This window comes from Klebsiella sp. JB_Kp031, assembly GCF_040064295.1.
GTDB lineage: Bacteria > Pseudomonadota > Gammaproteobacteria > Enterobacterales > Enterobacteriaceae > Klebsiella > Klebsiella quasipneumoniae.
In genome coordinates, this window is sequence record NZ_JBEAJW010000026.1 from 84,200 (window position 1) to 106,378 (window position 22,179).

A 22,179-nucleotide genomic window follows, 5' to 3' on the forward strand; every position below is an offset into this window, starting at 1 on the left:
CAAATTTATCGATTTATATGGGTTTAAAGCGGTTTCACATGGGGCCACATGGGTAATCGCAAGACTTAAAAAATGAGTAAAATCAATATGAAAGAGTCTATCGACAAGGATCTCTCAGACCATACGCCAATGATGCAGCAGTATCTCAAGCTGAAGGCGCAACATCCTGACATTCTGCTGTTTTACCGGATGGGGGATTTTTACGAGCTGTTTTATGACGATGCGAAACGCGCGTCGCAGCTGCTCGATATCTCGCTGACCAAACGCGGCGCCTCCGCGGGCGAACCCATTCCCATGGCCGGCATCCCCCACCACGCGGTGGAAAACTATCTTGCGAAACTGGTTAATCAGGGCGAGTCGGTAGCTATTTGCGAGCAGATAGGCGACCCGGCCACCACCAAAGGGCCGGTCGAGCGTAAAGTGGTGCGTATCGTCACGCCGGGCACCATCAGCGATGAAGCGCTGCTGCAGGAGCGTCAGGACAACCTGCTGGCCGCCATCTGGCAGGACAGCAAAGGCTTTGGCTACGCGACGCTGGACATCAGCTCCGGCCGCTTCCGCCTGAGCGAACCGGCCGACCGCGAAACCATGGCGGCAGAGCTGCAGCGCACTAATCCGGCGGAGCTGCTGTATGCGGAAGATTTTGCCGAATCGTCGCTGATCGAAGGCCGCCGCGGTCTGCGCCGTCGCCCGCTGTGGGAATTTGAAATCGACACCGCGCGCCAGCAGCTTAACCTGCAGTTCGGCACCCGCGATCTGGTTGGCTTCGGCGTGGAAAACGCTCCCCGCGGCCTGTGCGCCGCCGGCTGCCTGCTGCAGTATGTCAAAGACACCCAGCGCACCTCGCTACCGCATATTCGCTCCATCACCATGGAACGCCAGCAGGACAGCATCATTATGGATGCCGCCACCCGCCGTAATCTGGAGATCACCCAGAATCTCGCCGGCGGCACCGATAACACGCTGGCCTCGGTGCTCGACTGCACGGTGACGCCGATGGGCAGCCGGATGCTCAAGCGCTGGCTGCATATGCCGGTCCGCGATACCGCCGTGCTGATGGAGCGCCAGCAGACCATCGGCGCGCTGCAGGAGCGCTATACCGAGCTGCAGCCGGTGCTGCGCCAGGTCGGCGATCTGGAACGTATTCTGGCGCGTCTGGCGCTGCGTACCGCCCGTCCACGCGATTTAGCCCGCATGCGTCATGCCCTGCAGCAGTTGCCCCTGCTGCGCGAGCAGCTGGCTGACGTTGACAGTCAGCCGGTGCAAAAATTGCGCGAAAAAATGGGCGAGTTTAGCGAACTGCGCGAACTGCTGGAGCGCGCGGTGATCGACGCCCCGCCGGTGCTGGTCCGCGACGGCGGGGTCATCGCTCCAGGCTACAGCGCAGAGCTGGACGAGTGGCGGGCGCTGGCCGATGGCGCCACCGATTATCTCGATAAGCTGGAGATCCGCGAGCGCGAGCGGCTGGGCCTCGACACCCTGAAGGTCGGCTACAACGCCGTCCACGGCTACTACATCCAGATCAGCCGCGGCCAGAGCCACCTCGCGCCGATCCACTACGTGCGACGCCAGACGCTGAAAAACGCCGAACGCTATATTATTCCTGAGCTGAAGGAATACGAAGATAAGGTGCTGACCTCCAAGGGCAAAGCGCTGGCGCTGGAAAAGCAGCTTTATGACGAACTGTTCGACCTGCTGCTGCCGCACCTTGCCGACCTGCAGGCGAGCGCCAGCGCGCTGGCCGAGCTGGACGTGCTGGTCAACCTGGCGGAACGCGCGGAAACCCTGAACTACTGCTGCCCGACCTTTAGCGATAAGCCGGGCATTCGCATCAGCGAAGGCCGCCATCCGGTGGTCGAGCAGGTGCTGAAAGAGCCGTTTATCGCCAACCCGCTGCAGCTGGCGCCGCAGCGGCGGATGCTGATCATCACCGGGCCGAACATGGGCGGTAAAAGTACCTATATGCGCCAGACCGCGCTAATTGCGCTGCTGGCCTATATCGGCAGCTACGTCCCGGCGCAGAAGGTGGAGATAGGCCCCATCGATCGCATCTTTACCCGCGTCGGCGCGGCGGATGACCTGGCCAGCGGCCGCTCGACCTTTATGGTGGAGATGACTGAAACCGCCAATATCCTGCACAACGCCACCGAACACAGCCTGGTGCTGATGGATGAGATTGGCCGCGGCACGTCCACCTACGACGGTCTGTCGCTGGCATGGGCCTGTGCGGAAAATCTCGCCAACAAAATCAAGGCGCTGACGCTGTTCGCCACCCACTACTTCGAGCTCACTCAGCTGCCGGAGAAAATGGAAGGCGTCGCCAACGTCCATCTCGACGCGCTGGAGCATGGCGACACCATCGCCTTTATGCACAGCGTGCAGGATGGCGCGGCCAGCAAGAGCTACGGCCTGGCGGTCGCCGCGCTGGCCGGGGTGCCGAAAGAGGTGATCAAGCGCGCGCGGCAGAAACTGCGCGAGCTGGAGAGTATTTCGCCCAACGCGGCGGCGACCCAGGTCGACGGCACGCAGATGTCGCTGCTCGCCGCCCCGGAAGAGACCTCGCCTGCGGTTGAGGCGCTGGAGAATCTTGATCCGGACTCCCTGACCCCGCGTCAGGCGCTGGAGTGGATTTATCGTCTGAAAAGTCTGGTCTAGCACCCCAATCGCCCTATTAAGGTCAAAAACGGCAGCGCCGCTCCGCGCTGCCGTTTTAACAAACTAAAAATGGGTGCAAGAGGATGCGTCCTGACAACCAATACGCGGGGTTGCCCCCGCGCGGATGCTACTTCTTCGATTCGTAAGCGAGAACAGCTTTAAACTCAATACTACGCTCTTTAATACTCAGCTCGCATAGCGAGCTGTGCACCAACAGCGTAAATCCCAGTACCGTAATACACAGTACGATGATTGCTACAAGGGCATATTTTGTCAGCATATCTTGCCTCCCTGCAAAGAAGAGACTAACATCTGAATTGTCTATGTTCATTCGCTAGCCTCAGTTGATAGAAATATCTCCTGGGGCTTTCGTCTGTCTGGGGTCCTGGTCTTGCTCAAGGCCAGACAGCCTCAAGCACCCGCCGCTATTCTATACTCGTCAGGGCGTGAAATTTATCTGCAAGGAATTAATCAGACGGATTTTATAATAATCTGGAAGCAGGCTCGCAAAGTCATCCCACGCTATTATCCCTTTACACCATTTCTGGATTTAATGAATAAAATAACTTTTATCATTCTGCGAAATATAAAAAAACCGACTGAGAGATTATCCCAGTCGGCGTATTTGTCGCAGGCAGTTTGCGCACTGCCCAGTTTTAATATGGCCGGTAAAATAGCCCAAATGAAATAGGCCCTTAGCGGGCCCTTTTCATTAACGCTTATCTTCCGGCAATAGCGGCGGTACGTGCGGCACCTGCGGCGCCTCATCAATATCTTTCTGCATCATCCGGAACGCTTCCGGATAGTGCTCGCGGCTGGTGCGGCGCAGCGGCTCAGTATCCCGCCAGGTATAAAGGCAGTGCTGGCACTGATACACAGTCCAGACCCCTTTCACCGGCGATTTTGCCATGACTTCAATCTTTTCATCGGCGCAACGTGGACAAATCATCTTCTTCTCCTTATTTACGGTTGGCCAGCATGGCGGTCAGTTTTTCAGCCCAGGCTTTGGTTTCCGGCAGATCCTGCACCGGCTGGCTGTAGTGGCCGCGTAGGTCCGGCGCAACCGGGGTGGTGGCGTCGATAATGAGTTTGTCGGTGATGCCCGCCGGGCTGGAGCCTGGATCAAGTTCAAGGACCGACATGTTCGGCAACTGCACCAGGTCTCCCGCCGGGTTAACCTTAGAGGAGAGCGCCCACATCACCTGCGGCAGGTTGAACGGGTCGACGTCTTCATCAACCATAATCACCATCTTCACATAGCCGAGGCCGTGGGGAGTGGTCATCGCCCGCAGTCCCACCGCGCGGGCAAAGCCGCCGTAGCGTTTTTTGGTGGAGATGATCGCCAGCAGACCGTGGGTGTACATGGCGTTGACCGCCTGCACTTCCGGAAACTCTGCCTTCAGCTGCTGATACAGCGGCACGCAGGTGGCCGGGCCCATCAGATAGTCGATTTCGGTCCATGGCATACCGAGATAGAGCGATTCAAAAATCGGTTTGCTGCGATACGAGACTTTGTCGATGCGCACTACCGTCATGTTACGACCGCCGGAGTAGTGGCCGGTAAACTCACCGAACGGCCCCTCTATCTCACGCTTGCGGCCTTCAATCACCCCTTCGAGGATCACTTCCGAACCCCAGGGCACGTCAAAGCCGGTCAGCGGCGCGGTGGCGATGGGATACGGGCTCTCGCGCAGCGCGCCGGCCATTTCATATTCTGACTGATCGTATTTCAGCGGCGTGGCGCCCATCAGGGTGATAATCGGGTCGTTACCGAGGGTAATGGCGATCGGCAGGTCTTCCCCGCGCTCTTCCGCCTTATGCAGATGCAGGGCGATATCGTGCATCGGCACCGGCTGCAGGCCGAGCTTGCGCTTACCTTTCACTTCCATACGGTAGATACCGACGTTTTGCTTACCGAAGTTGTCAGGGTCAAGCGGATCGCGCGAAACGACACAGGCTTTGTCGAGGTAAAACCCGCCATCGCCATCGTTGAGGCGGAACAGCGGCAGAATATCGAACAGGTTGATATCGTCGCCATCCACGGTGTTTTCCGCCCATGCCGGGTTGGCGCGGCGCTCTGGCGTCACCGGGAAGTTATCCCAACGGCGGATGAATTCATCAATCTGCTTTTTCACCGGCGTGTTGGGCGGCAGGCCCAGCGAGATGGCATGGTTCTGCCACGAGCCGATGGTGTTCATCGTCACCCGGGCGTCGGTAAAGCCGCGAATATTATCGAACCACAGCGCCGGGGCGCCGTCGCCGATGCGTCCGGTGGCATTGGCCGCCGCCGCCAGGTCTGGCTCAGCGTTCACCTCTTCACTGATTTTCAGCAGTTGTCCCTGGTCATCCAGTGCCTGCAAAAAGCTGCGCAAATCATCAAAAGCCATTATTCGATCTCCTGTGCAAATTGTTCTGCCGTACGCAAGCCGTTCCAGCGGCGCGCCTTGTGGTAGTCGAGGCCAAACTGATCCAACACCCGGGTCACAATATGGTTGGTGATATCGTCAACCGTTTCCGGGTGGTTGTAGTAAGCCGGCATCGGCGGCACCATCGCCACGCCCATCCGGGACAGCGCCAGCATGTTCTCCAGATGGATCGTGCTGAGCGGCATTTCCCGCGGGACCAGCACCAGCTTGCGCCCCTCTTTAAGCACCACGTCCGCCGCGCGGCCCACCAGCCCTTCGGCATAGCCCGCGCGAATGCCCGCCAGCGTCTTCATACTGCAGGGAATAACGATCATGCCGTCGGTGCGAAATGAACCTGATGAGATGGTGGCGGCCTGGTCGGCCGGGCTGTGGGAAAAGTCCGCCAGCGCGGCCACTTCCCGTGCCGTCCACGGCGTTTCCAGCTCGATGGTGGTTTTGGCCCATTTCGACATCACCAGATGGGTTTCCACCTCCGGCATATCGCGCAGCGCCTGCAGCAATGCCACCCCAAGCGGAGCCCCGGTGGCCCCCGTCATCCCAATAATCAGTTTCATTCCACACCTCATTCACTTTGTTCGTACACGAACTTTATGTTTAAATTACCCCTTCCTGATTCAAATAACAAGATCGTTCGTATACGTGCGCATTTTTAATCAAACAGGGAAAAGGTATAAAAAGGCGTACGAACAGCTATCATAGAGGTGACAGTTTTGTTACGGAGTATTCATGGAGTTACGAAACGAAGCATTCCACCTGCTGCGCCAGCTTTTTCAACAACATACCGCCCGCTGGCAGCAGGCGTTACCGGACCTGACTAAGCCTCAGTATGCGGTGATGCGCTCGGTTGCCGAGCAGCCGGGGATCGAACAGGTGGTGCTGATTGAAGCGGCGGTCAGTACTAAGGCCACGCTGGCGGAGATGCTCAGCCGGATGGAAGCGCGCGGCCTGGTGCGCCGGGAGCACGATCCGGCCGATAAACGCCGCCGTTTTGTCTTTCTGACCGACGAAGGCGAGGCGCTGCTTAACCGTTCCATTCCGCAAGGCAATGAGGTCGATGACGAGTTTCTCGGCCGCCTGAGCGATGATGAACGCGAGCAGTTCTCCCGGCTGGTGCGTAAGATGATGGTTCCCTGAGCAAGCGCCTAGTCGAGCTGCTCACGCAGAAAGTCGATAAACGCCCGCACCCGGGTCGGCATATGCTGCGCATCGGGAAAAAGGGCATAAACGCCCTGCGGCGGGAAATGGTATTCCGGCAGGACAGCCACCAGCTCCCGCTGCGCCAGTTTCCCGGCCACCAGCCAGGCAGGCAGCAAAGCGACGCCGCATCCGGCCAGAGCAAAGCTCATCAGCGCCGTGGCGCTGTCGGCTGAAAACCGTGGCGCGTTGACTATCGTAAAATCCACCTCTGCCTGTTCATCCGTTCGCAGCTGCCAGCGCAGCGGCGCCGGCAGACGCTCGTGAATAATCCAGTCAGCTTGCGCCAGATCGGACAGCGTCTGCAGCGGATGGCTCGCCAGCCAGGCCGGTGAGGCGACGGGCAGGATCGCAAAACTGGCAATCCGCGTCGCCCGGTAGCGGGAATCGGCCAACGTGCCGAGGCGTATCGCCACGTCAAATCGTTCGGAGATAAGATCCGCATGATGGGAGGACGAGACGTGCCGCACCCGTAACGCCGGATGATGACGGGAAAACGCCGCCAGCGCCGGGATGATAACCTGTGCGCCATACTCCGGCGTGGTGGTGATCCGCAGCTCTCCGCTTAAACCGCTATGGCTGGCCCGAACCTCATCCTGCAGATTTTCCGCCGCTTTCAGCAGCGCCACCCCACGCTGATAGAACAGCGCCCCGGCGTCAGTGAGCCGCAGACGTCGCGTCGAGCGCAGCAGCAGGGTCACCCCCAGCTCATTTTCCAGTTGCCTTACGTTAAAGCTGACCACCGCTTTGGTCTGCCCCAGCGCCGCGGCGGCCTGGGTGAAGCTGCCGGCGTCCACCACGGCGATAAACATGGTCACGCGCTGAAGGTTTAGCATCGTCGTCCGGATGATTGTCAAAAATATTCAGACAGTATATCCCGATTCACCCCGTTTATCCCCCGTGGCGCCGGGTTTACAGTAGCCGCCTGTCTGAGGGAGTGAATCATGACCTATCGCCACCGCGTTGCCACCGTTTTTCTGTTCGGCTTTTTTCTCGACTTAATCAATATGTTTATCGCCAGCATCGCCTTCCCGGCTATCAGCCACGCGCTGGCGGTATCCGTCTCGCAGCTGGCGTGGGTCAGCAATGCCTATATTCTTGGCCTGACGATCGTCGTGCCGTTCAGCGCCTGGCTCAGCCAGCGCTGTGGACCAAAACGGCTGTTTTTACTCTCGCTGGGGCTGTTCAGCCTCGGCGCGCTGGCATCAGGGCTGGCCCACAGCCTGGGTGCGCTGATTTTCTGGCGGACGTTGCAGGGGATGGGCGGCGGGCTGCTAATCCCCCTCGGTCAGGCGCTGACCTGGCCGCTGTTTCAGCCGCAGGAGCGGGCGAAGCTATCGGCGGCGGTGATGCTGGTCGGCCTGCTGGCGCCCGCCTGCTCGCCGGCGATCGGCGGTCTGCTAGTCCAGGCCTTCAGCTGGCGCTGGGTCTTTTTCGCCAGCCTGCCTGTCGCCCTGCTTACCTTTATGCTGGCGGCGCGATGGCTGAACGACACCTCCGCCCCTGTCCGGCCGGCCCGCTTGCTCCCGCTGTCGTTGCTGGCCGATCCTCTCCTGCGCTTCGCCATGCTTATTTATCTCTGCGTACCGGGAATGTTTATTGGCGTCAACGTCGTGGGAATGTTCTACCTGCAACGCGTCACCGGGATGGCGCCGGGGGCCATTGGCGCCCTGATGGTGCCCTGGTCGCTGGCCTCGTTTGTCGCCATCACCTTTACCGGCAGGTATTTCAACCGCTTCGGACCGCGGCCTCTGGTGATAGTCGGCTGCCTGCTTCAGGCGGCAGGGATCCTGCTGCTGCTGCAGGTCGATGCGCACAGCCCGCTGGCGCTGTTGATTCTGGCCTTTACGCTGATGGGCGGCGGAGGCAGCTTATGCAGCAGCACCGCGCAAAGCAGCGCTTTCCTGCATACGCCTGGCGAAGAGATGCCTGACGCCAGCGCGCTGTGGAACCTTAACCGCCAGCTCAGCTTCTTTGCCGGCAGCGCGCTGCTCGCTCTGCTACTGAGGATATTCCCGCCGGCCTACGCCTGGCAAGGCGCGTTTAGCTGCGCCGCCGCCATAACCCTGTTGCCGCTGCTGTGTTGCCTGCGGCTGAATAATCGGGCGATTATCCATCGCCTGCACACCACTCTGGAGAAGTCATGAACCCGTATCTGCAGGAAGTCCTCGACGCCCATGTCCTTATCGAACGCTGGTTAAGCCAGGGGGAAGGGAGCGCTGAGGCGCTGATGAGCCGTTTTGCCGCCGAATTCACTATGATCCCTCTGAGCGGCGAGAAGATGGACTACCCGACGGTGAGCCGTTTTTTCCACCAGGCGGGCGCAAGCCGTCCGGGATTACACATCGTGGTGGATCAGACGAAAATCATCAGCGAGTGGCACGACGGCGCCGCCGTGCTATACCGTGAACGCCAAACGCTGGCGGATGGCAGTGAGAACGTACGCTGGTCGACGGCGATTTTTCAGCAAGCGGAAGGGAAAATTGTCTGGCGCCATCTGCAGGAAACCCGCCGCGGCTAGCGCAAAGAAAAAGGCCCCGACTTTCGAGGGGGCCTTTTTGAGAGAAAAGATCTTATTCGCGGAAGAGCGCTTCGATATTCAGTCCTTGCCCCTGCAGAATTTCCCGCAGACGACGCAGACCTTCCACCTGGATCTGACGCACACGCTCGCGGGTGAGGCCAATTTCACGGCCCACATCTTCCAGGGTGGCGGCTTCATAACCCAGCAGACCGAAACGACGCGCCAGAACCTCACGCTGCTTGGCGTTCAGTTCGAACAGCCATTTAACGATGCTTTGTTTCATATCATCGTCCTGCGTGGTGTCTTCCGGGCCGTTCTCTTTCTCATCGGCCAGAATATCCAGCAGCGCTTTTTCTGAATCGCCACCCAGCGGGGTATCCACCGAGGTGATGCGCTCGTTCAGACGCAGCATACGGCTGACGTCATCGACCGGTTTGTCCAGCTGTTCGGCAATCTCTTCCGCGCTCGGCTCGTGGTCCAGCTTATGGGACAACTCGCGCGCGGTACGCAGATAGACGTTCAGCTCTTTGACAATGTGGATCGGCAAACGGATCGTACGGGTTTGGTTCATGATCGCCCGTTCAATGGTCTGGCGGATCCACCAGGTCGCATAGGTCGAAAAACGGAACCCACGTTCCGGGTCAAACTTCTCAACGGCGCGGATCAGGCCGAGGTTACCTTCTTCAATCAGATCCAGCAGCGCCAGACCACGATTGCTGTAACGACGGGCAATCTTCACCACCAGACGCAGGTTGCTTTCAATCATGCGACGGCGTGAAGCGACATCACCACGCAGTGCGCGACGCGCGAAATAGACTTCCTCTTCCGCGGTCAGCAGTGGGGAATAACCAATCTCTCCAAGATAAAGCTGAGTGGCGTCAAGCACGCGTTGCGTTGCGCCTTGCGACAGCAGCTCTTCCTCAGCCAGATCGCTATCACTGGGTTCCTCTTCTACTAAGGCCTTCTCGTCGAAAACCTCAATTCCGTTCTCATCAAATTCCGCGTCTTCATTTAAATCATGAACTTTCAGCGTATTCTGACTCATAAAGGTGGCTCCTACCCGTGATCCCTGAGCAAAGCACCTTCCACGGCGCATCAACAAAAGACGCCAGGACGATTTCCCCTACTCCTCTCTGCGAGAGGCGCATAGACACCGCCCTGGCGCCTGTTAGCTAATGCTTCGCTTATCCGTACTTTGCCAAATTATCGCTGCGGTAAGTACTGCAGCGGGTTGACGGATTTCCCCTTGTAACGAATTTCAAAATGTAATCTTGTTGAGCTGGTTCCGGTGCTACCCATGGTAGCGATTTTCTGCCCCGCTTTGACTTCCTGTTGCTCCCGAACCAGCATGGTATCGTTATGAGCGTAGGCACTCAGGTAATCATCGTTGTGTTTGATGATAATAAGATTACCGTAGCCGCGCAGTGCGTTACCGGCATAGACGACGCGCCCATCGGCGGTCGCGACAATAGCCTGTCCCTTACTGCCTGCAATGTCGATACCTTTATTGCCGCCTTCCGCGCCACTAAAGTTCTCGATAACTTTGCCATCAGTCGGCCAGCGCCATGATGAGATCGGCGAACTGGTTGACGTACTGCTTGCAGTCGGCTGGGTTGTGCTCACCGTTGTTGGTGCCGTCACCGGCGCGACGACCGTCGAGGTCGTGGTCGCTGGTTTATTATTAGGCAACATCTTGGTAGCACTTTGTTCACCTGAGGATTCAGAATACGTAATAGTCGGTTGTGAAGCAACCACCGCGGTCGATTTTTGTGCAGAAGTTGTGGTGGCCGTCGCACCGCCGCTCGCCCTTGCGCTGGCCTGAGAAACGGCATTTTCACCGGTGATCGGCTGGCCTGAAGCGTTGCCGACCTGCAGCACCTGGCCGACGTTCAGGGCGTACGGGGCCGGGACATTGTTGCGTTGCGCCAGGTCACGGAAATCGTTGCCGGTGACCCAGGCGATATAGAACAGCGTGTCGCCGCGTTTGACCGTATAGGTACTGCCGCCGGTATAGCTACCTTTCGGAATATCGCCATATTTGCGGTTGTAAACGATCTTGCCATTCACCGTCTGCACCGGCTCCTGCGCCATTGGCTGCGGCTGAATGGTCTGGGTCTGTACCGGCTGGATCGGCTGCGCCTGAGGAGCAGACTTGACGCCGGAGGATGGCGGCGTAATCAACATGCCGGAGTTGGTGCTGGAAGAGGCGGCGCCGCCGGCAGAGCTGACCGGCGCAGGCGGATTATTGGTGTTGGTACATCCGGCCAGCCAGAGTGAAACCAGTGAAAGAGCCGCAATACGGCTGACGGTAAATTTGGTGCTTCCCGCGCTCATTTATCCCCCAGGAATATGTTAACTGCCAATATCTTGCTTACCGGGCGACGCCCGGCCAGGACACTGAAAAATGTGTCCACCCTACGCCTAAAGTCAGGCAAAAAAAACCTGGAATAATCCGGGTCTCAGGCCAGCTCCCCTTTCACCAGGGGAACAAAGCGAACGGCCTCGACGGTATCAATGATAAATTCGTTGCCCCGGCGACGGATCCGTTTGAGAAACTGATGCTCCTCGCCAACCGGCAGTACCAGCACGCCGTCGTCATCCAGCTGCGCCAGCAGCGCGGTCGGTATTTCCGGCGGCGCCGCCGTCACAATAATGGCATCAAACGGCGCCCGCGCCTGCCAACCTTGCCACCCATCGCCATGACGGGTTGAAACATTATGTAAATCAAGTTGTTTCAGGCGACGACGCGCCTGCCACTGTAAACTCTTAATTCGCTCTACCGAGCAAACGTGATGCACCAGATGCGCCAGGATGGCCGTCTGGTAACCGGAACCGGTGCCGATCTCCAGCACCCGCGACTCCGGCGTCAACGTCAGCAGCTCGGTCATCCGCGCCACCATGTACGGCTGGGAGATGGTTTGCCCCTGGCCAATCGGCAGCGCGGTGTTTTCCCACGCTTTATGTTCAAAGGCTTCATCAACAAACTTTTCGCGCGGGACGCGCGCGATCGCCTCGAGGACACGTTCATCGACGATGCCCTGCGTGCGCAGTTGATTCAACAAACTTTCAACACGTTTACTTACCATTGCCTGTCAACCCCGACACGTTCCAGCCAATCGGTGACCACCTCATGCGCCTGATGGGCGGTTAAATCGACGTGCAATGGCGTAACGGAAACATAGCCTTCATCCACTGCCGCAAAATCGGTGCCCGGCCCGGCGTCGCGCTTATCGCCCGGCGGGCCTATCCAGTACAGGGTATTGCCGCGCGGATCCTTTTGCGGGATCACCTGATCGGCAGGATGGCGGTTGCCGCAGCGGGTCACGCGGATGCCTTTGATCTGGTCAAGGGGCAGGTCCGGGACATTGACGTTGAGGATCCGCCCGGTGCGCAGCGGTTCACGGCTGAGTCCGCGCAGGAGAGTACAGGTCACCGCCGCGGCGGTGTCGTAGTGTTGATAGCCATTGAGCGACACGGCCAGCGCGGGGAACCCCAGATGGCGGCCTTCCATCGCCGCCGCCACGGTGCCGGAGTAAATGACGTCATCGCCCAGGTTGGGTCCGGCGTTGATGCCGGAAACGACGATGTCCGGGCGCGGGCGCATCAGCGCGTTCACGCCAAGGTAGACGCAGTCCGTCGGCGTCCCCATCTGGACGGCGATATCGCCATTTTCATAGGTAAAGGTGCGCAATGACGATTCCAGCGTCAGCGAATTCGAAGCCCCGCTGCGGTTACGATCGGGTGCAACCACCTGGACCTCGGCAAACTCCCTTAAGGCCTTCGCCAGGGTCTGTATCCCCGGCGCATGGATCCCGTCATCGTTACTCAGCAATATTCGCATAGTCACCCGTTGTATTGATAAGCTCCCTGACCACGCTGGTGGCGAAGCTGCCCGCCGGCAGCCAGAAACGCAGTTCAACGGTTACATCATCCCACCAGTTCCAGCTCAACTGCTGCGGATAGAGGAGCATCGCCCGGCGCGCCGCCTCGACTTTCTCCCGCACCAACAGTGTCTGCAGCGAGGTTTCCTCGGCGATGGCGGCCTGCTCGGCGGCCAGGGCGTCGCGCTGGCTTCCCCAGTCGCCGCTGCCCGGTAGCGCAGCCGTGATCATCAGTTCGCGGTTGTGCACCCGCGCCTGCGAAACCTCGAGTTCTTCCGGTGTGACGACAAACCAGCTCCCACGCCCCGCTAATTGTAGCGCATCGCCATCAACAACCTGATTAAATTCCGTTTTTTTTAATCTAATACTGACTTGCTGATTAAACAACGCGCTGCGGGCCGCCGACAACCAAAAACTGCGCTTATTGCGATCGCGCACCGGCGCACCGCTCTCCGCCCAGCGCAGCGCGCCCTGCAGGTTACTGCCGCCAATGCCGAAGCGCTGAGCGCCGAAATAGTTCGGCACGCCCCGTTCAGCGATGGCCTGCAGACGCGTCTCCACTTCCTGGCGATCGCTAATCTCGCGCAGGATCAGGGTAAACTGGTTGCCCTTCAGCGCGCCTAATCGCAGCTTACGCTTATGGCGGGCATATTCCAGTACCTGGCAGCCCTCAAGCTGAAATTTGCTCAGATCCGGCATCTCTTTGCCAGGCACCCGAGCGCACAGCCACTGCTCGGTGACGGCGTGCTTATCTTTTTGCCCGGCGAAGCTCACTTCACGGGCATGGATTTTGAGGAATTTCGCCAGCGCGTCGGCGACAAAGCGCGTATTGCAGCCGTTTTTAAGGATCCGCACCAGCACGTGCTCGCCTTCGCCGTCCGGGGCAAAGCCCAGGTCTTCCACTACCAGAAAATCTTCCGGATTGGCTTTCAGCAGCCCGCTGCTCTGCGGCTTGCCGTGCAGCCAGGTCAGTTGGTCAAAGGCGATCATTTGTCGGCCTTACGCAGCAGCGCGACCGCTTCGCAGGCGATCCCTTCCCCGCGGCCGGTGAAGCCCAGCTTCTCGGTGGTGGTCGCTTTCACGTTGACGTCGTCCATATGGCAGCCGAGATCTTCAGCGATAAAGACACGCATTTGCGGGATATGCGGCAGCATTTTCGGTGCCTGGGCGATAATGGTGACGTCGACGTTGCCGAGCGTATAGCCTTTGGCCTGAATGCGGCGCCACGCTTCGCGCAGCAGTTCGCGGCTGTCGGCGCCTTTAAACGCCGGATCGGTATCCGGGAACAGCTTGCCAATATCGCCGAGCGCCGCAGCGCCCAGCAGCGCGTCGGTCAGCGCATGCAGCGCGACGTCGCCGTCGGAGTGGGCCAGCAGCCCTTTTTCATAAGGAATGCGTACCCCGCCAATGATGATTGGGCCTTCACCGCCAAAAGCGTGTACGTCAAAACCATGTCCAATTCGCATTAAGCTTTCTCCTGGTGTCGGGAACGGGTGAGGTAAAATTCCGCCAGCGCCAGATCTTCCGGGCGCGTCACTTTAATATTATCAGCGCGTCCGGCGACCAGCTGCGGATGGAAGCCGCAATACTCCAGCGCCGAGGCTTCATCGGTGATGGTGGCCCCCTCGTTCAGCGCCCGGGTGAGGCAATCCACCAGCAGCTCGCGAGGGAAAAATTGCGGGGTGAGCGCGTGCCACAGGTCATTACGATCGACGGTATGGGCGACGGCGGTTTTGCCCGGCTCGGCGCGCTTCATGGTGTCGCGCACCGGGGCCGCGAGGATCCCGCCGACGCGGCTGGTTTCACAGAGTGCCAGCAGGCGGCTGAGGTCATCCTGATGCAGGCAGGGGCGCGCGGCGTCATGCACCAGCACCCATTGCGCTTCCGGTAACGCCTGCAGGCCGGCGAGTACCGAATCGGCGCGCTCGGCGCCGCCATCCACGACGGTAATTTGCGGGTGCTGGGCCAGCGGCAGCTGGCTGAAGCGCCGATCGCCGGGGCTGACGGCAATCACCACGCGCTGGACGCGCGGATCCGCCAGCAGCGCGGCGACCGCGTGTTCGAGAATCGTTTTGTTACCGATTGAGAGATATTGTTTCGGGCATTCCGTTTGCATGCGGCGGCCAAAACCGGCTGCCGGCACCACGGCGCAAATGCCCGGAAAAGTGGCTGCCATGTCGTAATCCTGGGCCTGGTTATCGATTGTTCTGCTGTTGCCCCGATGCCTGGTTGCGTTTAGACGCATCCGGTACCAGACGATAGAAGGTTTCGCCCGGGCGGGTCATGCTGAGTTCATTGCGCGCACGCTCCTCGATCGCTTCCTGACCGCCGTTGAGGTCGTCAATTTCGGCAAACAGCTGATCGTTGCGTGCTTTTAATTTGGCGTTAGTCGCCTGCTGGGCGGTGACGTCGTCGTTAACCCGCGTGTAGTCATGCAGGCCGTTTTTACCGAACCACAGCGAATACTGTAGCCAGACCAGCAAAGCTAATAATAGCAGCGTTAGTTTACCCATCCTGCCCCCTGAAAAACGGCATCATCATCCCAAAACTCGCCCGGGTACGCTACCGGGGCGCGCGGACGATGCCGCGTAACGCGGGGACTGTACCATATTTTTGCCGCTGATACCCATGCTTGATTCATACCAGAAACGGGTTATCCCAACAGCCAGAGGAAGAGTAGCGCAAACATCAGCCCGACGGTCAGGATGGTCGCGCTGGCGCTATAGAGCAGTTTGCCATTGAGCAGAGAGTGCAGCGCAATACCGACCACCACCGCCACTGGCATCAACGCAAGGAAGAATGGCCAGGTGTAGAGGAGGAAGAAAAGTGTATTACTGCCATAGAGAAGGAAGGGAATACCCAGCGCCAGCAGCCATGAAATAAAGCCCACGGCAGCGCCCGACAAAGACCAGGTGGTCTCGTCGCCGGTCGCCGGAGGCGGTTCTGAACGAATAATACTGAGGTTCTGGGTATTGCGCATATCGAATCCTGTAGACCGGGCAACCGGCACCCCTCGATGCCGCTGCCGTTTCAGGATCTGATAATATCGCTCTGTTGCAGCAGGTCTAATAGTTGGTGCACCAAATTTGTTACCAATTGTTCACCATCCAGATGAATTTCCGCCTTTTCCGGTGCCTCATAGACCGAGTCTATGCCGGTAAAATTGCGTAATTCCCCTGCCCGCGCCTTCTTATACAATCCTTTCGGATCCCGCGCCTCGCAAATGGCCAGCGGGGTATCGACGAACACTTCGATAAAGCGTCCCTCCCCCAGGCGCTCGCGCACCATCTGTCGCTCCGCGCGGTGCGGAGATATAAATGCCGTCAATACAACCAGCCCGGCATCGACCATCAGCCTGGCCACTTCACCGACGCGGCGAATGTTCTCTTTGCGATCCTCATCGCTGAATCCCAGGTCGCTGCACAGGCCATGACGCACGTTATCGCCGTCCAGCAGATAGGTGCTGACGCCGCGCTCATGCAAGGCTTCCTCCAGCGCCCCGGCAACGGTGGATTTACCCGACCCCGAAAGGCCGGTAAACCACAGCACCACGCCGCGATGGCCGTGATGCTGTTCCCGCTGCTGCTGGGTCACAGGGTGGGCATGCCAGACGACGTTTTCGTCATGCTGGGCCATTATTTGCCTCCCAGCAGGTCGCGGGCGTCCCAGTGCGGGAAGTGTTTGCGGATCAGCTGGTTCAGTTCCAGCTCGAAAGCGCTGTACTGCGATGCCGACGTCGACGCCTGCAGGTGCGGCTCGTTGACCATCCCGGCGCCGACGGTGACGTTGGTCAGACGATCGATAAAGATAAGCCCGCCGGTCACCGGGTTTTGCTGATACGGATCCAGCACTAAAGGTTCGTCAAAGGTCAGCTCCACCAGCCCGATGCCGTTCAGCGGCAGAGACTCGACTTCACGCTGGGTCAGGTTGTTAATATCCACCTGGTAACGGATAGCGTCCACGCGGGCGCGGGTCTTCTTACCGGCGATTTTGATGTCGTAGCTCTGCCCCGGGGTCAACGCCTGCTCGGCCATCCATACTACGTCGATGCTGGCGCTTTGCACCGCCGGCAGCGTGGCTTGCGCGTCAACCAGCAGGTCGCCGCGGCTGATGTCGATTTCATCTTTCAGCACAATGGTAATGGCTTCCCCGGCGGCGGCTTCCTGCAGATCGCCGTCGAAGGTGACGATCCGCGCTACGCTCGATTCGACGCCCGACGGCAGCACCTTCAGGCGCTGGCCGACCTGCACGGTGCCGGAGGCGACCGTACCGGAGAAGCCGCGGAAATCGAGGTTCGGACGGTTAACATACTGCACCGGGAAGCGCAGCGGCTGGCTCTCTACTACCCGTTGGATCTCCACGGTTTCGAGGACTTCCAGCAGGGTCGGGCCGCTGTACCACGGCATGTTCGCGCTCTGACTGGCGACGTTATCGCCCTCCAGCGCCGACAGCGGTACAAAGCGGATATCGAGGTTGCCCGGCAGCTGCTCGGCAAAGGTCAGGTAAGCTTCACGGATCTCGTTGAAGCGCGCTTCGCTAAACTCGACGAGATCCATTTTGTTGACCGCCACCACCAGGTGTTTAATGCCCAGCAGGGTGGAGATAAAGCTGTGACGGCGGGTCTGATCCAGCACGCCTTTGCGCGCGTCGATCAGCAGGATCGCCAGATCGCAGGTGGACGCGCCGGTGGCCATATTGCGGGTGTACTGCTCGTGCCCCGGGGTGTCAGCGATGATAAATTTGCGCTTCTCGGTGGAGAAATAGCGATAGGCCACGTCGATGGTGATGCCCTGCTCGCGCTCGGCCTGCAGGCCATCCACCAGCAGCGCCAGGTCCAGTTTTTCGCCCTGGGTGCCGTGGCGCTTGCTGTCGTTATGCAGCGAAGAGAGCTGATCTTCATAGATCTGGCGGGTATCGTGCAGCAGACGGCCAATCAGGGTGCTTTTACCGTCATCGACGCTGCCGCAGGTCAGAAAACGCAGCAGGCTCTTGTGCTGTTGCGCGTGCAGATAAGCTTCTACGCCGCCTTCATTAGCAATTTGTTGGGCAATGGTCGTGTTCATGGCGGCTCCTTAGAAATACCCCTGACGTTTCTTCAGCTCCATCGAGCCGGCCTGGTCGCGGTCAATGACGCGCCCCTGACGTTCGCTGGTGGTGGATACCAGCATCTCTTCAATAATTTCCGGCAGCGTTTGCGCTTCAGACTCCACTGCGCCGGTCAGCGGCCAGCAGCCGAGGGTACGGAAACGCACCATCCGCTTTTCAATCACTTCGCCCGGCTGCAGATCGATACGGTCGTCATCGATCATCATCAGCATGCCGTCGCGCTCCAGCACCGGGCGCTCAGCGGCCAGATACAGCGGCACGATTTCGATGTTTTCCAGATAGATGTACTGCCAGATATCCAGCTCGGTCCAGTTGGAGAGCGGGAAGACGCGGATGCTTTCGCCTTTGTTAATCTGGCCGTTGTAGTTGTGCCACAGCTCCGGACGCTGGTTTTTCGGGTCCCAGCGGTGGAAGCGGTCGCGGAAGGAGTAGATGCGCTCTTTGGCGCGGGATTTCTCCTCATCACGGCGCGCGCCGCCGAATGCGGCGTCAAAGCCGTATTTGTTCAGCGCCTGCTTCAGCCCTTCGGTTTTCATGATATCGGTATGCTTGGCGCTGCCGTGGACGAACGGGTTAATGCCCATCGCCACCCCTTCCGGGTTTTTATGCACCAGCAGCTCGCAGCCATAGGCTTTGGCGGTACGGTCGCGGAACTCATACATCTCACGGAATTTCCAGCCGGTATCGACGTGCAGCAGCGGGAACGGCAGGGTTCCCGGATAAAACGCTTTGCGCGCCAGATGCAGCATTACGCTGGAATCTTTCCCGATGGAGTACATCATCACCGGGTTAGAAAATTCGGCGGCCACCTCACGAATAATATGGATGCTTTCCGCCTCCAGTTGCCGCAGGTGAGTGAGTCGTTTTTGGTCCATAACCGTTCCTTAAGCCAGATTGACCACCGAAGAATTAAACCCCTCGGCGGATGATGTATGTTGAAACCAGGCGAGCTGCTGATGCAGCTGCACCACTTCGCCGACCACCAGCAGGGCGGGCATCGGGGCGTCTTTCGCCAGGTGTTCGAGTTGTTGCAATGTGCCGGTTATCGTCTGCTGATCGTCACGGGTGCCACGGGAAATCACCGCCACCGGCGTGTCGCTGTCGCGACCGTGGGCGATCAGCTGGGCGCTGATTTCCGCCGCCTTCATGGTGCCCATGTAAATCGCCAGCGTTTGTTGGCTCTTCGCCAGCAGCGACCAGTCGAAGGGGGCGCTGTCCGGCTTATAGTGGCCGGTGACAAAGACGGCGCTTTGCGCATAATCGCGATGGGTCAGCGGAATACCGGCGTAGGCCGTCGCGCCGGCGGCTGCGGTGACGCCAGGCACCACCTGGAACGGGATCCCCGCCTCGGCGGCAGCCTGCAGCTCTTCTGCGCCGCGGCCAAAAATAAACGGATCGCCGCCCTTCAGGCGCACGACGGTTTTCCCCGCCTTCGCCGCCTCCACCAGCAGCTGATTGGTTTCATGCTGCGGCACCGAGTGCTCGCCGGCGCGTTTGCCGACGCAAACCAGCTCGGCATCGCGGCGCACCAGCTCGAGAACCGGCTGGGTCACCAGATGATCGTGGAAAACCACGTCCGCCTGCTGGATCGCCTGCAAGCCACGCAGGGTCAGCAGCCCGGCATCGCCCGGTCCAGCCCCTACCAGAATAATTTCACCCGTTTCGCGTTCGGGCTTATCCAGCTCATCCTGCAGCGCCTTTTCCGCCTCCGCAGCGTTGCCCGCCACCATCAGGCTGGCGAAGCGACCGGTAAAGACCCGCTCCCAAAAGCGGCGACGCGCTTCGGTGGTCGTCAGACGGGTTTTCAGATGGTTGCGCCAGTAGCTCGCCGATTCCGCCAGACGCCCGAGGTTCGTCGGCAACAGCGCTTCGATTTTTTCGCGCAGAATGCGCGACAGCACCGGCGCTTTCCCGCTGGAGGAGATCGCCACCAGCAGCGGCGAACGGTCGACGATAGAAGGGAAAACAAACGAGCACAGCGCCTGGTTATCCACTACGTTGACCAGTCGGTAGCGCGCGTTAGCCGCCGCAAACACCCGCTGGTTAAGCGCCTCGTCCTCCGTGGCGGCAATCACCAGAAAGACATCGTCCACCAGAGCGTCGCTAAATTCCGTCGCCCGCCAGCTAAGCGCCTGGCGCGCCGCCAGATCGGCCAGCGCCGGAGACAACGTCCCGGCGACCACCTGCACCTGCGCCTGGGCTCGCAGCAGGAACTTGATCTTGCGCTCGGCAATCTCACCGCCGCCGATCACCAGTACGGGCCTTTGTTTCAGTTCGGCAAAAAGGGGCAAGTAATCCACGGGGTAACAACTCTCTTACAATCAGCGATACTGCGACTATAGGGTGCGCCTTAGAGCAAATGAAATTACGAAATGGAATGAGTTGTGACACAAAGGAATAACGCGATGGAAATCCAAATATCAAAAAGTGCTTAACACGCTATTTTTCCGCTATTTAAGAGCAATTGAAATTGTTTAACCGCGGTCACAGTTTCATACTGTACGCGTCAAATTGTCTCGTTCGTGTAAGGACCCCTTATGTTTTCCGCGTTGTGCCGCCGTCTGCTTCCGCTGGCGCTCGGCACCGGTTTTGTTTTCGCCGCCGCCCCCGCCTTCTGCGCGCTGGGCGACACCGCCAGTAGTCAGGCTCGCCATATCGCCACCGTCTTCCCGGGACGTATGACCGGAACGCCCCCGGAAATGCTCTCAGCTGACTATCTGCGCCAGCAGTTCGCCCGGATGGGCTATCAGAGCGACGTGCGGAGCTTCAATACCCGCTACATCTATACCGACAGCAACCAGCGTAAAAACTGGCATAACGCCACCGGCAGTACGGTGATCGCCGCCCATGAAGGCCAGTCTCGCCAGCAAATCATCATCATGGCCCACCTTGATACCTACGCGCCGCAGAGCGATAAAGACGTCGAAAACAACCTCGGCGGCCTGACGCTGCAGGGAATTGACGACAACGCAATGGGGCTCGGGGTGATGCTGGAGCTGGCGGAGCATTTAAAGAACGTCCCCACCCGCTATGGCATTCGCTTTATCGCCACCAGCGGCGAAGAGGAAGGTCGTCTCGGCGCGCAAAACCTGCTGCAGCGGATGAGCGAGGCGGAAAAGAAAAATACCCTGCTGGTGATCAATCTCGATAACCTGGTGGTAGGCGATAAGCTTTACTTCAACAGCGGCCGCCGCACGCCGGCCTCGGTACGCAAGCTGACCCGCGATCGCGCGTTGGCTATCGCCCGCAGCAAAGGCATTGCCGCCTACACCAATCCGGGACTCAATCCGGCTTACCCGAAAGGCACCAGCTGCTGTAATGACGCCAGCGTCTTCGACAACGCGGGGATCCCGGTGCTGTCGGTGGAAGCGACCAACTGGTCATTAGGCAAGAAAGATGGCTATCAGCAGCGGAGCAAATCGCGCAGCTTCCCGCAGGGCATCAGCTGGCATGACGTGCAGCTGGATAATCAGCAGTATATCGACCACGCGCTGCCGGGACGGATCGAGCATCGCGGGCGCGATGTCGTGAAAGTGATGCTGCCGCTGGTGAAAGAGCTGGCGAAGGTGGAGAAGAAAAGCTGACGGCTGCAAATGAACACGCGGCATCACCCGCGTGTTCTCTTGCACACCTTTCCCTCAGGAGGCGCTATTAACCCTCGTGCAATCCGCACTCGCGTTTAAGCCCGAAGAACCGGGTCTCTTCTTCTGCCATGCCCGGCTCCCATTTGCGGGTGGTGTGGGTATCGCCTACCGACAGATAGCCCTGATCCCACAGCGGATGGTATTTCAGCCCGTGCTTTTGCAGGTACTGATACACCGTCCGGTTATCCCAGTCGATAATCGGCAACACCTTGAACACCCCGCGCTGGACCGCCAGCACCGGAAGCGTAGCCCGACTGCCCGACTGCTCGCGGCGCAGACCGGCAAACCACGTCTGCGCGTTGAGCTCTTTCAGCGCCCGGTTCATCGGTTCAACCTTGTTGATCTCATTGTATTTCTCAATGCCCTCAACGCCCTGCTCCCACAGCTTGCCGTAGCGCGCCTCCTGCCAGGCCGCGCTTTCAGCCGCGCGGTAGACCTTCAGGTTCAGCTTGAGTTTGTCCGTCAGCTCATCAATAAACTGGTAGGTTTCCGGGAACAGGTAACCGGTATCGGTAAGGATCACCGGAATGTCCGGGCGGATCTGGTTCACCAGGTGCAAACTCACCGCCGCCTGAATGCCAAAGCTTGACGACAGCACATAGTCTCCCGGCAGGTTTTCCAGCGCCCAGGCCACACGCCCTTCGGCGTCGAGCTTTTCCAGCTGGGCGTTGGTTTCCGCGAGTGCCAGAATGCGTTCCACTTTCGGCAATGCATTAAGCGCGTTTAGATCGAGTACGGACATAAGAACCTCG

Annotated in this window: 25 protein-coding genes; 6 read left to right on the forward strand and 19 right to left on the reverse strand. The window is 59.2% G+C overall.

Annotated elements, in window-relative coordinates:
• Positions 1-87: 87 nt before the first annotated feature.
• Positions 88-2,655 (forward strand): DNA mismatch repair protein MutS, encoded by a 2,568-nt coding sequence (gene mutS, locus ABLV64_RS11370; protein ID WP_348843273.1) that lies wholly within the window; start codon positions 88-90, stop codon positions 2,653-2,655.
• 127 nt (positions 2,656-2,782) lie between these two features.
• Here mutS and ABLV64_RS11375 read toward each other — a convergent pair whose 3' ends face one another.
• From ABLV64_RS11375 to ABLV64_RS11390, 4 genes are all read right to left on the reverse strand, one after another.
• Positions 2,783-2,935 (reverse strand): Hok/Gef family protein, encoded by a 153-nt coding sequence (locus tag ABLV64_RS11375; protein WP_025999150.1) that lies wholly within the window; start codon positions 2,933-2,935, stop codon positions 2,783-2,785.
• Positions 2,936-3,367: 432 nt separating this feature from the next.
• The gene (locus ABLV64_RS11380) at positions 3,368-3,604 is read right to left on the reverse strand and encodes a non-oxidative hydroxyarylic acid decarboxylases subunit D (RefSeq protein ID WP_096833467.1); all 237 of its coding nucleotides are present in this window, start codon (positions 3,602-3,604) and stop codon (positions 3,368-3,370) included.
• A 10-nt stretch (positions 3,605-3,614) separates the two neighbouring features.
• Entirely contained in the window at positions 3,615-5,042 is a 1,428-nt protein-coding gene (locus ABLV64_RS11385) for a non-oxidative hydroxyarylic acid decarboxylases subunit C (RefSeq protein WP_004205612.1), read from the reverse strand.
• Positions 5,042-5,635: a non-oxidative hydroxyarylic acid decarboxylases subunit B gene (locus tag ABLV64_RS11390; RefSeq protein ID WP_002915099.1), complete on the reverse strand. Its 594-nt coding sequence runs from the start codon at positions 5,633-5,635 to the stop codon at positions 5,042-5,044. Before ABLV64_RS11390 ends, ABLV64_RS11385 begins: the two co-directional genes overlap by 1 nt.
• 172 nt (positions 5,636-5,807) lie before the next feature.
• On the opposite strand from ABLV64_RS11390, the gene ABLV64_RS11395 reads away from it, so the two are divergent.
• A complete protein-coding gene (locus ABLV64_RS11395; RefSeq protein ID WP_004205611.1) occupies positions 5,808-6,215 on the forward strand; it encodes a MarR family transcriptional regulator in 408 nt (135 codons plus the stop codon).
• Between the two features lie 8 nt (positions 6,216-6,223).
• Here ABLV64_RS11395 and ABLV64_RS11400 read toward each other — a convergent pair whose 3' ends face one another.
• On the reverse strand, positions 6,224-7,111 hold the full coding sequence (locus ABLV64_RS11400; protein ID WP_004205610.1) for a LysR family transcriptional regulator: 888 nt from the start codon (positions 7,109-7,111) through the stop codon (positions 6,224-6,226).
• A gap of 108 nt (positions 7,112-7,219) precedes the next feature.
• On the opposite strand from ABLV64_RS11400, the gene ABLV64_RS11405 reads away from it, so the two are divergent.
• Both ABLV64_RS11405 and ABLV64_RS11410 read left to right on the forward strand, forming a co-directional pair.
• Entirely contained in the window at positions 7,220-8,422 is a 1,203-nt protein-coding gene (locus ABLV64_RS11405; RefSeq protein ID WP_080847555.1) for an MFS transporter, read from the forward strand.
• Positions 8,419-8,796 (forward strand): hypothetical protein, encoded by a 378-nt coding sequence (locus tag ABLV64_RS11410; protein WP_017899177.1) that lies wholly within the window; start codon positions 8,419-8,421, stop codon positions 8,794-8,796. The genes ABLV64_RS11405 and ABLV64_RS11410 overlap by 4 nt, the downstream gene beginning before the upstream one ends.
• A gap of 52 nt (positions 8,797-8,848) precedes the next feature.
• Here the strand turns inward: ABLV64_RS11410 and rpoS are convergent, their stop codons facing one another.
• Together rpoS and nlpD are read right to left on the reverse strand one after the other, a co-directional pair.
• Entirely contained in the window at positions 8,849-9,841 is a 993-nt protein-coding gene (gene rpoS, locus ABLV64_RS11415) for an RNA polymerase sigma factor RpoS (protein WP_002915106.1), read from the reverse strand.
• A 158-nt stretch (positions 9,842-9,999) separates the two neighbouring features.
• Positions 10,000-11,079 carry a murein hydrolase activator NlpD gene (gene nlpD / locus ABLV64_RS11420; RefSeq protein ID WP_224052234.1) on the reverse strand — a complete coding sequence of 360 codons (1,080 nt, stop codon included), beginning with the start codon at positions 11,077-11,079 and terminating at the stop codon, positions 10,000-10,002.
• Here nlpD and ABLV64_RS11425 point away from each other — a divergent pair.
• Positions 11,021-11,152: a peptidase gene (locus ABLV64_RS11425; RefSeq protein WP_224052236.1), complete on the forward strand. Its 132-nt coding sequence runs from the start codon at positions 11,021-11,023 to the stop codon at positions 11,150-11,152. The genes nlpD and ABLV64_RS11425 overlap by 59 nt on opposite strands.
• A gap of 103 nt (positions 11,153-11,255) precedes the next feature.
• On the opposite strand, the gene ABLV64_RS11430 is transcribed toward ABLV64_RS11425, so the two are convergent.
• The 11 genes from ABLV64_RS11430 to cysG form a co-directional block, all read right to left on the reverse strand.
• A complete protein-coding gene (locus ABLV64_RS11430) occupies positions 11,256-11,882 on the reverse strand; it encodes a protein-L-isoaspartate(D-aspartate) O-methyltransferase (protein WP_004205602.1) in 627 nt (208 codons plus the stop codon).
• Positions 11,876-12,637: a 5'/3'-nucleotidase SurE gene (gene surE, locus ABLV64_RS11435; protein WP_004205600.1), complete on the reverse strand. Its 762-nt coding sequence runs from the start codon at positions 12,635-12,637 to the stop codon at positions 11,876-11,878. Before surE ends, ABLV64_RS11430 begins: the two co-directional genes overlap by 7 nt.
• Positions 12,618-13,667 carry a tRNA pseudouridine(13) synthase TruD gene (gene truD, locus ABLV64_RS11440; protein ID WP_004205599.1) on the reverse strand — a complete coding sequence of 350 codons (1,050 nt, stop codon included), beginning with the start codon at positions 13,665-13,667 and terminating at the stop codon, positions 12,618-12,620. Before truD ends, surE begins: the two co-directional genes overlap by 20 nt.
• Positions 13,664-14,143 (reverse strand): 2-C-methyl-D-erythritol 2,4-cyclodiphosphate synthase, encoded by a 480-nt coding sequence (gene ispF, locus ABLV64_RS11445; protein ID WP_004181093.1) that lies wholly within the window; start codon positions 14,141-14,143, stop codon positions 13,664-13,666. The genes truD and ispF overlap by 4 nt, the downstream gene beginning before the upstream one ends.
• Positions 14,143-14,853, reverse strand: a complete 711-nt coding sequence (gene ispD, locus ABLV64_RS11450; protein WP_017899180.1) for a 2-C-methyl-D-erythritol 4-phosphate cytidylyltransferase — start codon at positions 14,851-14,853, stop codon at positions 14,143-14,145. Before ispD ends, ispF begins: the two co-directional genes overlap by 1 nt.
• 19 nt (positions 14,854-14,872) lie before the next feature.
• Positions 14,873-15,190, reverse strand: a complete 318-nt coding sequence (ftsB, locus tag ABLV64_RS11455; protein WP_002915156.1) for a cell division protein FtsB — start codon at positions 15,188-15,190, stop codon at positions 14,873-14,875.
• 140 nt (positions 15,191-15,330) lie between these two features.
• On the reverse strand, positions 15,331-15,657 hold the full coding sequence (locus tag ABLV64_RS11460) for a DUF3561 family protein (RefSeq protein WP_004205590.1): 327 nt from the start codon (positions 15,655-15,657) through the stop codon (positions 15,331-15,333).
• 50 nt (positions 15,658-15,707) lie between these two features.
• A complete protein-coding gene (gene cysC, locus ABLV64_RS11465) occupies positions 15,708-16,313 on the reverse strand; it encodes an adenylyl-sulfate kinase (protein ID WP_002915158.1) in 606 nt (201 codons plus the stop codon).
• A complete protein-coding gene (gene cysN / locus ABLV64_RS11470) occupies positions 16,313-17,740 on the reverse strand; it encodes a sulfate adenylyltransferase subunit CysN (RefSeq protein ID WP_004205589.1) in 1,428 nt (475 codons plus the stop codon). The genes cysC and cysN overlap by 1 nt, the downstream gene beginning before the upstream one ends.
• A gap of 9 nt (positions 17,741-17,749) precedes the next feature.
• Positions 17,750-18,658 carry a sulfate adenylyltransferase subunit CysD gene (gene cysD / locus ABLV64_RS11475; RefSeq protein ID WP_002915160.1) on the reverse strand — a complete coding sequence of 303 codons (909 nt, stop codon included), beginning with the start codon at positions 18,656-18,658 and terminating at the stop codon, positions 17,750-17,752.
• Between the two features lie 9 nt (positions 18,659-18,667).
• Positions 18,668-20,074, reverse strand: coding sequence for a siroheme synthase CysG (gene cysG, locus ABLV64_RS11480; RefSeq protein WP_074194134.1), 1,407 nt, complete (start codon positions 20,072-20,074; stop codon positions 18,668-18,670).
• A gap of 246 nt (positions 20,075-20,320) precedes the next feature.
• Here cysG and ABLV64_RS11485 point away from each other — a divergent pair, with 246 nt between their 5' ends.
• Entirely contained in the window at positions 20,321-21,367 is a 1,047-nt protein-coding gene (locus ABLV64_RS11485; protein ID WP_017899183.1) for an aminopeptidase, read from the forward strand.
• Between the two features lie 67 nt (positions 21,368-21,434).
• On the opposite strand, the gene cysH is transcribed toward ABLV64_RS11485, so the two are convergent.
• Positions 21,435-22,169 (reverse strand): phosphoadenosine phosphosulfate reductase, encoded by a 735-nt coding sequence (gene cysH, locus ABLV64_RS11490; RefSeq protein WP_004205586.1) that lies wholly within the window; start codon positions 22,167-22,169, stop codon positions 21,435-21,437.
• Positions 22,170-22,179: the final 10 nt, after the last annotated feature.